This is a genomic window from Mucilaginibacter agri (assembly GCF_009928685.1).
In the GTDB taxonomy this organism is placed as follows: Bacteria; Bacteroidota; Bacteroidia; order Sphingobacteriales; family Sphingobacteriaceae; genus Mucilaginibacter; species Mucilaginibacter agri.
The window spans coordinates 842,501-858,317 of record NZ_WWEO01000045.1 but is presented as its reverse complement, the minus strand read 5'-3'; the positions used below and the strand labels follow the sequence as shown (position 1 = coordinate 858,317).

Here is a 15,817-nt window from a genome sequence, read left to right as displayed (position 1 = left end):
AATCATCTGTTTAGTGTTAAATAGCCCACATACTTAGCGCCTTTTATCAGCAAGATGTAGTAATAAGTTCCCTCGGGCAGATCGTCGCCGATGTGGATACCGCGGTTACACTGGCCATGCCAATCATTTTTATAATTAGGGTCTTTGTACACCAGGTTACCCCATCTGTTATAAATTTCCATGCTGACCACATCCGAGCAGGCATTTTCAATAACCCAGTTATCATGCGTACCATCGTTATTTGGCGAGAACCCGGCTGGTATGCGTACCATCAGCTTTGGTAAGTCAACCGGGGTTGGAATTGCCGGGCTTACATCCCCATTCGTGTTAGGATCTGGTTTAAAGCCGTTGGTAGACTGATCTGTAGCTTTTAAGCCGGTTACAGAAGTACCTGATGCAGTAGCTGTATTCTGGAATGATAATGCTCCCGTTACCTGTAAAACATTAACTACCACCTGGATCTGTTCTATCTGACCTACGGCGAGTGAATTGCCCGACTGAAGCATTTCGATATTGTTGATGCCATCGTAAGTTGGGTTTACAACCAGTTTACCAAGTGATCTGATGCTCTTAATTATTATTCGCTGTCCACGGAAGGTTTGGGCCATATTATCAGTGATGCTGATATTGTTAAGCGTCGTAATGCCGTAATTGCCAACTGTTAGCGTGTAGGTTACATCGCAAGTACAGTCAGTATTTTTATCAGGTGCAGCAACCGCCTTGGCCAAACCAATTACCGGTACATCATTTACTTTGATGGTTACTGTTGCAATATTCGAGGTACCTCCGTTTGCATCTTTCACCGTGTAGGTAAATGAATCAGTGCCGGAGTAATTTGCAGTTGGCGTGTAAGTGGCTACGCCTGTGGCTGTATTAATAGTAACGGTGCCATGTTGCGGCGGGGTTATTATGGTAACAGTAGATGGCACAAGGTCCGTCTCGGCCTTAACATCATTGGCCAATATATTAATGGTTACTACGGTGTTAGGGTCGGTACTTGCCGCATCGTTATTGGCTATAGGCAGCCCGTTAGGCGAAATAGTGACCTGGCTGCTATTATTACCTGGATTACTGTCTGTTTCGGCCCCGCTAACGTTTGCAATATTGGTATAGCTACCCGCACCATTAACCATCACTACCATGCTCATGGTGGCCTGAGTGGAGAGATCCATGTTACCTATGGTCCACACACCAGTAGTGTTATTATACGTACCTATTGACGGCGTAGCACTTACATAGCTAAAGCCAGCCGGCAACACATCGGTAACAGTTACGTTGGTTGCTTCACTTGGACCATTGTTGCTGACGGCGAGAGTAAAGGTTGTCTGAGTATTGATGGACGGCGTGCTGTAAGATGCCGTTTTGATAATTTTCAGATCGATGATACTATTCTTCTCGTCGTTGTCAATAGCCGTATTATTCTCCGGCACAAGATCGGCCAATACTGTTGGTGAAATAATGGTTGCCGTGGTAGTGAAGGTGCCCGTTTGCGTACTTGGGATGGAGGCAACCACTGTGTAAGTGATGGTTGACCCAACAGGCATGTTCACACTTTGGTTGATGTTGTTGCTTCCGCTGGCACTGCCTGTTGCACCGCCGGCATAAACAGCAGTCCATGTGCTATTGATGCCGGTTGGCAAGGTATAAGCAACAGTTGCCCCAATAGCATCACTTGGGCCATTGTTGGTGGCTACAACGGTGTATGTGTTGGTTACGCCAGGGGTATAGGTTAACTTGCTGTCTGTGTTGGTAATGGCTAAATCAACACCACTCACCCGGGCATCATTATCTGCCGCGGAGTTGTTACTCAATGTCGGGTCAGAGACATTACCTGCAGGGCTAACGTTTGCCGTTGTAGTAAATATGCCTGTTTGCGAACTAGGCACCGCTACCATTACAGTGTAACTAATGGTTGAACCGCTTGGCATATCAACAGTTTCATTGATGTTATTTGTTCCGGCAGAGTTACCCGTTGCACCGCCTGCGTAAACGGCAGTCCATGTAGCGCCCGATCCAGCAGGTATAGCATAAGTAACAGTCGTACCCAGTGCATCGCTCGGGCCGTTATTTGTTACAATTACGGTATAGGTGTTAGTTGTGCCCGGCATGTAAATTAGTTTGGTATCTGTATTGGTGATGCTCAAGTCAGCGATGCTATTTCTTAGATCGGTATCAGAAGCTGTATTATTCGCAGGAACTGGATCTACAGTACCAAGCGGTAGGCTAATTGTCGCAGTAGTAGTCAATGGACTAATTTGTGCCGAAGGAATGTTAGCTATCACTGTATAAGTAATCGTGGCACCTATCGGCATATTAACCAATTCGTTAATACTGCCTGTACCACTAGCATTACCCGTTGCTCCGCCGATATAAGTTGCGGTCCATGTTCCGGAAACACCTGCTGGTAGCGGATAAGTAATGTTTGCGCCGGTTACATCGCTTGGCCCATTGTTAGCAGCCACCACTGTGTAAGTGTTGGAGGTGCCAGGTGTATAGGTAAGTTTGCCGTCCGTATTTGTAATAGACAGATCGGCGCCACCTATTCTGGCATCATTATCTACTGCGGTATTGTTTGTAGGGGTGGGGTCTGTTACAATAGCCGCAGGGGTAATTGTTGCTGTTGTTGTAAATAAAGGACCTGTTTGGGCGCTAGGAACCGGAACAACAACCGTAAAGGTGATGCTCGAACCAGTTGGCATATTCACGGTTTCGTTAATGTTGTTGATTCCGCTGGCGTTACCTGTTGCCCCGCCGGTGTAAATTGCTGTCCAGGTACCGTTTATCCCGTTTGGAAGCGTATAAGTTAAGTTAGTACCCAAAGCATCACTTGGGCCTGCATTGGTAGCAACCACGGTATAAGTGTTGGTTGTGCCCGGTATGTAAATGGCTTTTCCATCAGTGTTAGTAATGCTCAGATCAGCCTGGCTATTTCTTAGATCTACATCAATTGCGGCATTGTTACCAGTCGTTGCATCGGTTACGGCAAAGCCTGCTGCGATGCTGGCCGTTGTGGTAAATGAGCCGGTTTGATCTGCTGGTATTAAGGCAGTCACTGTATAGGTAATAGAGCTGCCAGCTGGCATGCTTACGGTTTCATTAATGTTATTAGTGCCACTGGCATTGCCGGTTGCACCCCCGGTAAAGGTGGCAGTCCAGTTACCAGCAATGCCAGCTGGCAGGGTATATGTAACTGTTGTTCCTGCTGCATCACTTGGGCCGGTATTAGTAGCCACTACTATATAGGTGTTGTCGATACCCGGTGTGTAAGTTGTTTGCCCATCGGTATTAGTAATGCCCAGGTCAGCCTGACTATTCCTTAGATCCGTATCGCCAGCAGTATTATTTGCGGTATTGACATCTGTTATCCCAGTTGCCGGTACTATGCCGGCAAGGGTAGTAAGCGGACCGGTTTGGTTGGCTGGTACAGTCATCACAATTGTATATGTTGCCGTGCCGCTCAATGGCAAATTAACACTCTCATTGATGTTACCGGTACCGCTGGCATTACCTGTTGCGCCGCCGGCATAAACGGCTGTCCATGTTCCGCTTACGCCGACAGGCAAGGTATAAGTTATTGCGGAGCCCGGAGCGTCACTTGGTCCGTTGTTGGAAGCCACAACCGTATAGGTGTTAGTTGTACCAGGTATATAAGTTGCTCGCCCGTCGGTATTAGATATACTCAGATCTGCCTGGCTGTTTTGAATATCCTGATCCGAAGCCGAATTATTGGCAGGCGTAGGATCAACCGATCCAAACGGCAGACTAATAGTGGCCGTGGTGGTTAATGTGCCGGTTTGTGCAGGTGATACATTGGCGATTAGTGTGTAAGTGACGGTAGAATTCAATGGCATGTTTACCGTTTCATTGATATTTCCAGCGCCGCTGGCATTGCCGGTTGCGCCACCAGTATAGGCAGCAGTCCATGTACCTGTTACGCCGGTAGGCAATGGATAAGTTACTGTAGCGCCGGTTGCATCACTAGGCCCATTGTTGGTAGCAGTAATAGTATAGGTATTAATGGTACCCGGGGTGTAGGTGAGCTTTCCATCAGTGTTGGTAATGGATAAATCGGCGCCACCTATTCTTACATCGTTGTCTGTTGCAGAATTGTTAGCCGGTGTCGCGTCTGTTATGCCAGCGGCCGGGCTAATGCTTGCCGTTGTGGTAAACAACGGACCGGTTTGCGAGCTTGGTACAGGCACAACCACAGTGTAAGTAATGGTCGAACCGATCGGCATATCAACGGTTTCATTAATATTATTGGTTCCGCTGGCATTACCAGTTGCTCCGCCGGCATAAACTGCAGTCCATGTACCAGTAACCCCCGATGGCAGGGTATAAGTGACGGTACTGCCCACTGCATCGCTCGGGCCTGTGTTAGTGGCGATTACCGTATAGGTGTTAGTAGTACCTGGTACGTAAATAGTCTTGCCGTCGGTATTGGTTATGCTAAGATCTGCCTGGCTGTTTTGCGTGTCAATATCGACAGCAACGTTGTTAACAGGTGTAGGATCAATAACCCCAGCCGGAGTTGTTATGGTCGCAGTTGTAGTTAGCGGCCCGGTTATATTGCTGGTAATGGCCGCCACGACAGTATAAGTAACGGTGCTTCCGGCCGGTAGATTTACAGTTTCGTTAATATTGCCTGTACCGTTTGCATTACCAGTAGCACCGCCGGTGTACACTGCGCTCCATTGCGCGGTTACCCCTGCAGGCACTGGATAGGTGAGGGTTGATCCCAAAGCATCACTCGGCCCATTATTTGTGGCTACAACAGTATAAGTATTTGTGGTACCTGGGGTATAAGTATTCTGTCCATCTGTATTGCTGATACTTAGGTCGGCCTGGCTGTTTTGGGTATCGGTATCGACCGCTGTGTTATTAATTGTGGTAGCATCAGTTATGCCACCAGCCGCGGTGATGTTCGCTGTAGTCACAAAAGTTGGACTTTTTTGGTTCGCAGGTATTGGCACCACAACAGTATAGGTCACAGTGCCGCCAGATGGTATGTTTACAATTTCATTAATGTCATTAGTGCCGCTCGCTGCGCCGGATGCACCATTTGCATAAACGGCAGTCCATGTCCCTGTTATACCTGCCGGCAGCGCGTAAGTTACTGTTGTGCCTGGCGCATCGCTTGGCCCCGCGTTAGCGGCTGCAATAGTGTAAGTGTTGGTTACACCAGGTGTATAAGTAGTTTTACCGTCGGTGTTGGTGATGCTCAAGTCCGCCTGGCTATTTTGGGTATCTGTATCTGAAGCTGTGTTATTACCCACCGTGTTATCAACTACACCGCTTGCAGCGGCGATAGTAGCCGTGGTGGTTATTGGGCCAGTTACGTTACTTGCAATAGCTGCTGTTATGGTATAACTAACAGAACCACCCGAAGGGAGGTCTACACTTTGGTTAATATTTCCGATGCCGCTGGCGTTACCTGTTGCACCTTCAGCAAAAGTAGCAGTCCATGTTGCGGTTACACCTGCCGGCAGTGTATAGGTTATAACAGATCCCGGCGCATCGCTTGGGCCGGCATTAGCAGCTACCACTGTGTAGGTGTTGGTAGTACCCGGAATATAGGTTCCCTGCCCATCTGTATTGCTAATACTCAAGTCAGCCTGGCTGTTTTGAATATCTCCGTCGGTAGCTGTATTGTTAGCCGTTACCGGGTCGCTTATCAAACCTGGTGTTGCGATAGCTGCAACCGTTACAAAAGGCCCGGATTGGCTGCTTGGTATTGGAACAATTACATTGTAAGTTATTGTCGATCCCACCGGCATATTCACCGTCTCGTTAATATTATTGGTTCCGCTTGCACTCCCGCTTGCACCGCCTGTATAAGTAGCAGTCCATGTGCTTGTTATACCGGCAGGTAAAGTATAGGTAACGGTCGAATTTAAAGCATCGCTCGGACCGATATTGGAGGCCACCACGGTATAAGTATTGGTTGTGCCTGGTATATAATTAGGCTGGTTATCGGTATTGGTAATGCTTAAATCTGCATCGCTATTTCTTAGGTCGATATCATTTGCAGTGTTATTGGTTGGCGTTGGATCTGTTATTCCTGTCGGAACCGCTATCATTGCTTTAGTTATAAATGGGCCTGTTTGCCCGCTTGGAACTGTAACAATTACGGTGTAGGTAACTGAGCTGCCTGCTGGCATATTAACAGTTTCGCTAATGTCATTGATTCCGTTAGCGCTGCCAGCTGCCCCGCCTGCATAAGTGGCAGTCCATGTTCCGGTTATACCTGCAGGTAGAGTATATGTCACTGTTGAACCTGGCGCGTCACTTGGCCCGGTGTTGGTAGCTACAACGGTATAAGTATTGTTTGTGCCTGGCGTATAAGAAACTTTGCCGTCGGTATTGGTTATGGTTAAATCGGCTTGGCTGTTTTGTGTATCAGTATCTACAGCAGTGTTGTTGTTAGGTGTTGGATCGACGGATCCCGAAGGTAAACTGATTGAAGCGGTTGTAGTAAAATCACCGACCCTATTACCTGGTATATTTAATATGATAGTATAAGTAATGGTTGAACCAGCTGGCATATTCACCAGTTCGTTCGCATTTCCTATGCCTGCAACAACACCACCGGTGTTACCGGTTGCACCGCCAGTAAATGCAGCAGTCCATGATCCCGTTAAGCCACTCGAAGAGAGGTAAGATATGTTTGCATTCACCACATCGCTCGGGCCATTGTTAGAGGCCACAACCGTGTATGTGTTAAAAGTACCAGGCGTATAAGTGCTTTGTCCATCAGTATTTGTAATAGATAAATCGGCCCCGCCAACCCTGGTATCGATATCAATTGCTGAATTATTGGCTGTGTTAGCATCTGTAATACCCGTTGCGGCAGCTATAGTTGCCGAAGTAGTAAACTGCGTACCTGTCTGATTGCTTGGTACCGGTACAACAACAGTATAGGTAATTGTTGATCCTGATGGCATATTTACCGTTTCGTTAATGTTGTTAGTACCGCTGGCATTGCCTGTAGCTCCTCCGGTATAAACTGCAGTCCATGTTCCGCTAATTCCGGGCGGAAGAATATAATTAACAGTTGTACCTAAAGCGTCGCTCGGCCCCGTATTAGAAGCAACTATGGTATATGTATTGGTAATACCGGGTACATAAATAACCTTTGAATCAGTATTAGTGATACCCAGATCGGCTGCACTGTTTTGGGTATCTGTGTCGGTGGCAGTATTGTTATCCGGTATAGGATCTACGCCGGATGAAACGCTGATATTGGCAGTGGTAGTTAACGGACCGATTTGGCTCGGCGGTATTACTGCATTTACAGTATAAGTGATGGTTGAACCTATCGGCAAGTTCACAGTTTCGTTAATACTGTTTGTGCCGCTCGTATTGCCCGTAGCACCGCCGGTATAAATTGCTGACCAGCTACCTGTAACTTCTGAAGGTAATGGATATGTGATTACTGCGTTAGTTGCATCGCTTGGCCCGTTGTTGGTTGCTACGATAACGTAAGTGTTGGGTACGCCCGGCGTGTAGCTGACTTGTCCATCCGTATTTGTAATACTAAGATCGGTACTACCTATTCTTAGGTCTGTGTCTGTCGCTGTGTTATTATCGGCGATAGGGTCTTGCAAACCAACAGCCGGGGCTATGGTTGCCGTGGTGGTAACACTACCGGTCTGGCTACTTGGTATTACTGCCGCAATGGTATAAGTAACGGTTGCTCCAACTGGTATGTGTATACTTTCATTAATATTGCCGCTGCCATTTGTGTTACCTGTGGCTCCGCCGTTGTATACTGCTGTCCAGCTCGCGGTAAGGCCTGCAGGTATAGGAAAAGTGACCGTGGCATTAACGTCGCTTGGGCCATTGTTAGTGGCAACTACAATATATGTGCTGTTAGTGCCTGGTACATAAACCAACTTGTTATCAGTATTGGTAATGCTCAGATCTGCATCGCCGGTTCTCAGGTCAACATCATTAGCTGTATTGTTAGTAGTTGTTAGATCTGTTACAGATGACGGCGGAGTAACTGTGGCAACACTGGTCAAGGTTCCGGTTTGGTTACTCGGTATAGAAGCCACGATGTTGTAGGTAACAGTGCCGCTGGCCGGCAGGTTTACAGTTTCGTTAACATTGTTAGCGCCACTTGCGTTGCCCGTTGCCCCTCCACTATACGTTGCAGTCCAGGCGGTGGTAATTCCTGCAGGTAGCGTGAAGCTTACGTTAGAACCCTGTGCATCACTTGGACCGGTATTGGTGGCCACAACTGTATAAGTATTGGTGGTGCCCGGCACATAGTTTATTTTACCGTCGGTATTTGTGATAGCTAAATCAGCTTCACTATTCTGATTGTCACTATCAGTGGCAATATTATTTGATGAGGTTGGATCTACTGCACCAGTTGGTAAAGCAATTGTTGCGGTGGTAGTATAGGTGCCCGTTTGAGTACTTGGAATAGCTACAGTTACCGTATAGATAACCGTAGAGCCTGCCGGCATATTTACCGTTTCATTAATATCGCCATTGCCGCTGGCCGTTCCGGTGGCGCCTCCGGTATAATTAGCAGTCCATGCAGCAACGCTATTTAGGGGGATCTGGTACGTTATTCTTGCACCGGTAATATCACTCGGCCCGTTATTGGTGGCTACAATAGTGTAAGTATTGGATGTACCCGGCGTATATGTTGTCTGTCCATCGGTGTTGGTAATACTTAGATCGGCACCGCCAACCCGGGTGTCGGTGTCGTTCGCAGTATTGTTTCCTGTCGCAGAATCAGTCATACTGGAATTTGCGGCAACTATTGCTACGGTGGTAATTTCGGGACTTATTTCACTACTCAAAATTGGCATAACAACCGTATATGTGATTGTGCCCCCAACCGGTACGTTCACAATTTCATTGATGTTATTAGCTCCACTGGCTGTACCGCTGGCTCCGCCTGTAAAAGTCGCGCTCCAAGTTGAAGTGAATCCGGCGGGTAGGTTGTAAATTACGTTCGAAGCAATGGCGTCGCTCGGTCCTATATTAGTAACTATAACTGAATAGGTATTAGCTACCCCCGGTACATATATTGTTTTTCCATCGGTGTTAGTTATAGCGAGGTTAACAATGCTGTTTTGGGTATCAATATCCGTAGCCGAGTTGTTGGTGGTTGTTGGGTCAACAACACCCACCGGCACCGCTATATTTGCCGTAGTGGTAAGGCCGCCGTTTTTATTACTTGGTATGGCTGCAATTACAGTGTAGGTAACCGTAGCGCCAACCGGCAAATTCACCAGTTCATTAATACTGTTGGTACCGCTCGCGTTACCCGTTGCACCTCCCGTATAAACCGCAGTCCACGTTGCTGTGACTCCCGAAGGTAAAGGGTAAGTTATGGTTGCCCCTGTTACATCACTAACTCCGTTATTAGTTGCCACAATCGTATAAGTATTGCTGGTGCCAGGCGTGTAGGTTCCCTTGTTGTCGGTATTGGTAATGGCAAGGTCGGCATCGCCCAGCCTAATGTCGTCGTCAACGGCGGTATTGTTGCCTTGATTAAGGTCGTTTATCCCGGCTGCTGTAGCCACAGCTGCAGTACTGGTGAAATTACCTGTCTGACTGCTTGGTATAGGTACAACAATCGTATAAATTACCGATGAGCCAGTTGGTAAATTAACAATCTCATTAATGTTGTTAGTACCGCTGGCATTGCCTGTAGCTCCTCCGGTGTAGACAGCGGTCCATGTGCCGGTAATTCCAGTTGGCAAGGTATAGATTATTATAGAGCCAGGAGCATTACTTGGCCCCAGGTTGACAGCCGTAACGGTATAGGTGTTGGTTGTGCCGGGGACATAATTTGTTTTATTGTCAGTATTGGCTATACGCAGATCAGCAACAGCCTGCGGGCTAAGTGTAACCGTGGCGCTGTTGTTTGTAGCTACAGGATCGCCAGGATGGTTACTGCTTGCGGTATTGACGTAAACCCCCGCGGGCTTATCGGGCAATACAGTGGCCACAATGGTTAAGGTAGCTTGCCCCGATACCAGTAACGTGCCAACAGACCAAACACCGGTATTAGAATCATAATTACCTTGAGACGGTGTTGTGTTCACCAGTGTAAAACCTGTTGTATTCAGTATATCATTGACCACAACCGGAGCGGCGTCGCCAGGCCCGAGGTTTCGGGCTGTGACTGTAAATGTTACGTTGTCGCCTGCGTTTGGTGTTAAAGTACTTGCTGTTTTAGTGATCTGTATATCCGAAGCGTTAAGGGCTACCGGGGTCGGATCAGTAAAGTTTAATGGTGTTTTTGTTCCATCTGCATGGTTAGGGCTTGCGTTATTAGTTGATGCGTCGGCCACCAATACGGCGTCAACGTTATTAGTAACTGCACTTGTTGTCGATGTGCTGTTGAATACTCCGTATTGGCCATTAGTAACTACATTTAATGTTAGGGTTAAAGTTCCACTTGCACCCGCTGCTAATGTACTTGAAGCCTGCACTAAGAGGTTTTTATCAGAATTGCCGTTGAATGCCGTATTGACAGTCAGCGTAGCTAAATTACTGGTTAAACTGGTTACGCTATAGGTTAGGGGCGAAGTGAAAACAGTGCTCAAATCATTCACGGCATTGATTGTCCTTAAATCAATAGCCCCGTAATTTTGAATCAGGAAAGTGTAGACAATATTATAAGATCCGTTTGCTTGCAAAATTGGTGTTGCTACCGTTTCGGAGATTCCGATCATTGGGAAATTTACTGGGGTTTGATCCCCAGCTAAGCGATCGACTGTTGCTCCGTTGTTAGAAACATCTGTTACTGGTACAGTGCCCACTGTTCCATTTGCAGTGGATGTGTTTTTAGAGGTATACGTTACCTGGGCAAAGCTGTCTTGTGTCAGGATAAAGGCCAACGAGATAACCAGGAGCGCAAATTTTAAAAATGTCTTTGTGAGTTTCATTTTTTAAAGTTTATCCGGTTATCAATTCAGTTTAACATTTACAACCAGTGTCACTGTCTGTTCAACTCCGGAAGCCAGACTGGACGAACCTGCCGTGAGCAGATTGGTGTCAGAATTTCCGTTAAAGTTGTTGTTTGCCGTTAGTGCCCCGGTGGTTGCGATACTTACCTTAGTAAATGTTTTGGGCGATGGGAACGTAGTTATCAGGTTGTCTACAACCTGTACATTATTCACCGCTACTGTGCCTGTGTTTTTTACATGGAATACAAATGTTACGTTAAAGCTTCCGTCGGGTTGCAATACCGGCGTGTTGGGATTATCCTTGGCTATTGCTATCTGGCAATCGTTAATGGTTATGATAATATCGTCCTGACTGGTTACGCACGGACCATTTGATGTTGTCCAGCGCAAATCGTAATCGCCCTGCACCAATCCCGTTACGGTGGCGTGAGGGTCATTTACAGAACTGAACACTGGGGTTGCAGCTCCCGTGGGCATTGAAACTACCGTCCAGGTTCCAATTCCGGTTGTTGGGGCTGTTGCAGCCAATACAACAGGGGCGTACAAACAGTAACCAGATGTCGGCGGCCCTGCATCCGCGGTTGACGGTGGGTCGTAAATTCTGAAACCCGCTGTATCTGCTGAAGTACAGGAGCTTAGGTTGGTGATGGTCCATTTGAAATTATACTCTCCTGCTACTAATCCACTCGCTATTGCAGTGGGGCTGTGAATGTCGCTAAATGCTACAGCAGGGCTCGATGCCGGTTGGATTACCACAGTCCAGGTGCCCTGGTCATTACCGGTTAATACATTAGTTGAAGCCAGATTAACAGATGTATTGCCGCCCACGGCCGGGGTACACTTGTCGGCCACTGTGCCTGCTGCCGCTAAGGCAGGTGTATTGTCTATCACCGTAATATTAACATCTGCTGATGACGGAGCGCAGCTACCGTTAGTTATTGTCCACCTGAATATATATGGCGTTGTAGAAGCTGTTATGTTGGAAATGGTTGTTGTTGGCGAATTTGGCGCATCAATAGTTGGTGTAGATGGTCCGCTTACCAATGTCCATGTTCCTATACCCACCGTTGGTGTTGTGCCGGTTAGTATAACACTGCTTGTACAGTCTGTTGGCTGTGCCGCCATGGCTTGTGCAGTAGTTGGTGGTAATGATACCTCTATGCGCACGATATCATTACTGGATTGCATGCCTGTACAGCTATTTGCAGAAACTGTCCATCTTAAAATATAAACTCCCGGTACAGAAAGGTTATTAACTGCCGTAGAAGGTGTAGCAGCGGATGCTATTGTTGCGTTAGCGCCGCCCGGTTCGCTGTCTATACTCCACATGCCGGTGCCTACGGTTGGTGTCGCGGCTGTGAGTGTAACCGTTGTACCTGCACTTGTACAAAGGTTCTGATCCGGACCGGCATCGGCAGTTGACGGTGGCCCGGAAACGTTCACCGTGACATCGTCGGTTAAATTTCCGCAACCACCCACTGTTACGGTGTATCTAAACACGTAAGTGCCAGGTATAAGACCGGTAACTTCTGAGGTGTTGTTAGAGTTCGGTGTTAATGTTACGGTAGAGGGGCCGCTAATTTCTGTCCATGTGCCGGTAGTGCCCTCATTGCCCGATAACACAGTGATCGTGGTATTACAAAGGTTTTGATCAGGACCTGCATTGGCAGACAGCCCCACGGTAATGGATACATTTGATGATGAAGGTGGGCAAATTGTGCCATTGGTAGCAGTCCATGTTAAAGTATACGTACCTAACACCAGTCCGCTTATAATAGTATGCGGGTCAGTTATATCTGTAAACCTTGGGGTGTTTGGCCCGCTTACTACAGACCATACACCTGAACCAACTACAATGGGATTAGCAGCCAGGGTGGTAGTATTAACATCACATATATTTTGATTGGGGCCTGCATTGGCTATAGTTGCGGCCTGATTTACATTGTAGGTTATGTCAGCCGATGAACTTGAGCAACTTCCGTTAGAGATAGTCCAGGTAAACTTATAGGCTCCGTCTCCAAGCCCAGTAACTGTGGTAGTGGCTGAGTTAGGCGACGTGATAACAGCGCCGCCTAAACCTCCGGTTTGAGTCCATAAACCTGCTTCTGTTGCTGCTGGTGTATTTCCGTTAAGCGTTATCGTTGTAGAACCGCAAACTGATTGCAAGGGGGCACCAGCAATTGTCGCAGCTGTGGTCGGGGCAGAAATAGTTATCTCAACCGTATCTCTCGACGATGTACAACCTCCTTTATCGAGCTTCCATTCAAAAGTATATCTTCCGTTCACGGCTCCTGTTACGGTTTGACTGCTGGCCGTGGTGCTGTAAATAGGTGTGTTTGGTGCACCAGGTAGCAGGGTCCATGTGCCGGTTTCGTCGGCGCTGGGTGCATTGGCCGCTAAATTAAAACTACTTGTGCCAGAGGCTAAACACTGGTCAGGCCCTGCCACGGCTTGCTGAGGGCCATCTGTTACGGTGGTATTAATGCTAACCGTATCTGCAATACTTCCGCAGGTATTGCTTATGGTCCATTGCAGTTTATAAACTTTAAATGGCCTGAACCCATTTGCTATTGCCTGCGGATCATGTATATCCGAAAATGTGATGGTGCTAGCCGGTATTGCCGGAGTTTCTGAAACTACAGACCATGTACCTGTCTCTTCATCTTTCGGTTGGTTACCGTTGAGTTTTATGGGTGTACCGTAACAAGTTCCAACGTCTGCGCCGGCATCAACTGTGGTTGGTGGCGATGCCACAATAATATGAACGATTGATTCCGTATTGTCCTGAACATTGTTTCCTGCGGAGATAATCCACCTGAAGATATAAACACCAGAGACTAGATTACTGACTGTTGTTGTATTTGAATGTATATCCTGAATTGCAGCAATACTTGGACCGCTTATTTGTGTCCAAGTGCCCTGGCCATTGTCTCCTGCGGTGGGTGCGTTACCTGCCAGTGTTGCCGTTGTACTTCCGCAAGCTAAAAATTGTGACGTGCCTGCGTTAGAATCATACGGTTTCCGTGAAACAATTATAGAAATATCCTTATAAACGTCTTCACATCCTCCGGTGGCGTTATTGTTTGATAGTTTAAACCGATAAATATAGTTGCCTGGTTTATCCATCCCTCTAACCAGCTCTGATGTAGCGCCCGCGTTAAGGTAGTTGTTGAGGCCAATGCTATCCAAAACCTTTGATCCTGCCGGTGAATTTACCAGTGCAAATTGCAACAGGTTACCACCCGATGTTGAATAGACAACATTATATTGCAGGGTGTCGGTAGGTAAAACCACCGGGCTAACCGGAAAGGTTACAAACTGTGGAGGATTAATATAACGAATACGATAAGTACCTGTCGAACTGCAATTGGTAACACTATTGGTAATTGTATAATTAAAATCGTACTGGTTAGGCGGTAAAAGTCCGTTAATTGCAGTTGAGGGAGACGTTGGGCTAACAATAGTTGCACCAGCGGGGCCGGCTGCCTGTGTCCATAGTACAGTTTCATTGGCATATAAAGGTCGTACACCATTTAAAACAGTGCTGGTACGGTTGTCACAATAGTTAGAAGTTGTTCCACCCGCCTGTGTTACGTCCTGGGAGGGAGGGGCAACCTGTATGGTGACATCTGCAGAACCATTAACGCAAGGGCCTGATACGGTCCATCGAACCACATAAGTTCCGCCCTGCAAATTACCTAAAGTAGTGTTGTTATTATGGATATCGCCGAAAACGGGAGTACTAGGCCCACTTATAAAAGACCATGTACCCATTTGGCCGTTACCGGTGCCGGGGTACGAGCCAGATATATTTGTACTGGCAAATGAAGTATAACAGGCAACTGTAGCACCCGGCCCAGATGCTGTTACAGGTGTTACTCCCCCTATATCAGTTACTGCAACATCTGAGGTAGAGGTACATGTACCATCGGTTATTTTCCAACGGAAGATGGTTGTGCCCACACCATTGCCGGTTGTGGGAAGGGTGACCGTGGCATGTGGGTCATTAACCGGCGATGGTAGTGGTAAATTACCATTTATTACTTGCCATGTGCCTGTTTCTCCTGGTTTTACGGCGTTGGCGGCCATGGTTATCACTCCCGGACAAGATGTTACCGGTGGCCCCGCGCTAGCCACTGTAAGTGGTGAAAATATATAAATAGCATCGTCAGAAACGGGTGTCCCGTCGGTGCATTTTGCTGATAGCCTGAATGTATAGGCAATGCCTTTTGTATAACCGGTAACATTGGCAGTAACCTGCCCGTTGGCTATTGTTGACGCTGATAAAGTAACCGCAGGCCCCGCAATTTGTGTCCATTTTGGCAAGTCGGTAAAGTTGCCGTTACCTGTACCGATTAATGTAAATGAGGTGCCTTCGCAAAGTGTCTGATTTACCCCTGCATTTATAGTACAGTTTTGCGCTTTTACAACGCATTGTGCAAGTAGTATAAGTAGTACTACGGCTAAATGTATTCGTAAAAATCTTACCATATTAACGCGATTACTGACATCGATTTTTGACAGACCATCAGAAACAAAATCGCCTGGAGCCATTCTTACTTAAATACTAGCGCCGCAGTGTTATGGGGTTGAATTTAAACATTGCCGCAGGGGATGCCAGTAGTTAATCCTGATTATGATAAAGCAATAAATGTTTAACTGTTTTTAGGTATGTGTAATCAAATGTAGAGAAATGAGATGCCTGATAGTATTGATTAGGCTTTAAGATGTGTTTCAAATTTAAACTTGCAACAAGAGTCTTGATTATCAGGTAGCCAAGATTGCAGAACTTTGGAATATAACAGATGTGCCGGATTAATAAAATTGCACCAAAGTGAACGGTAACTGTTATAAAGAAGCTATCTATAATATTAAGGTAT

Annotated in this window: 2 protein-coding genes; both read right to left on the bottom strand. The window is 46.9% G+C overall.

Translation table 11 applies throughout. From position 1 onward, the window contains the following. Positions 1–2 precede the first annotated feature (2 nt). The gene (locus tag GSY63_RS23680) at positions 3–10,916 is read right to left on the bottom strand and encodes a T9SS type B sorting domain-containing protein (RefSeq protein ID WP_166588319.1); all 10,914 of its coding nucleotides are present in this window, start codon (positions 10,914–10,916) and stop codon (positions 3–5) included. 21 nt (positions 10,917–10,937) lie between these two features. Further along, positions 10,938–15,428 (bottom strand): PKD domain-containing protein, encoded by a 4,491-nt coding sequence (locus tag GSY63_RS23675; RefSeq protein WP_166588318.1) that lies wholly within the window; start codon positions 15,426–15,428, stop codon positions 10,938–10,940. Between the last annotated feature and the right edge of the window lie 389 nt (positions 15,429–15,817).

Coding starts and splice junctions, on each gene's coding strand:
- GSY63_RS23675 (WP_166588318.1), bottom strand. CDS start 15,428: ATGGTAAGATTTTTACGAATACATTTAGCCGTAGTACTACTTATACTA.
- GSY63_RS23680 (WP_166588319.1), bottom strand. CDS start 10,916: ATGAAACTCACAAAGACATTTTTAAAATTTGCGCTCCTGGTTATCTCG.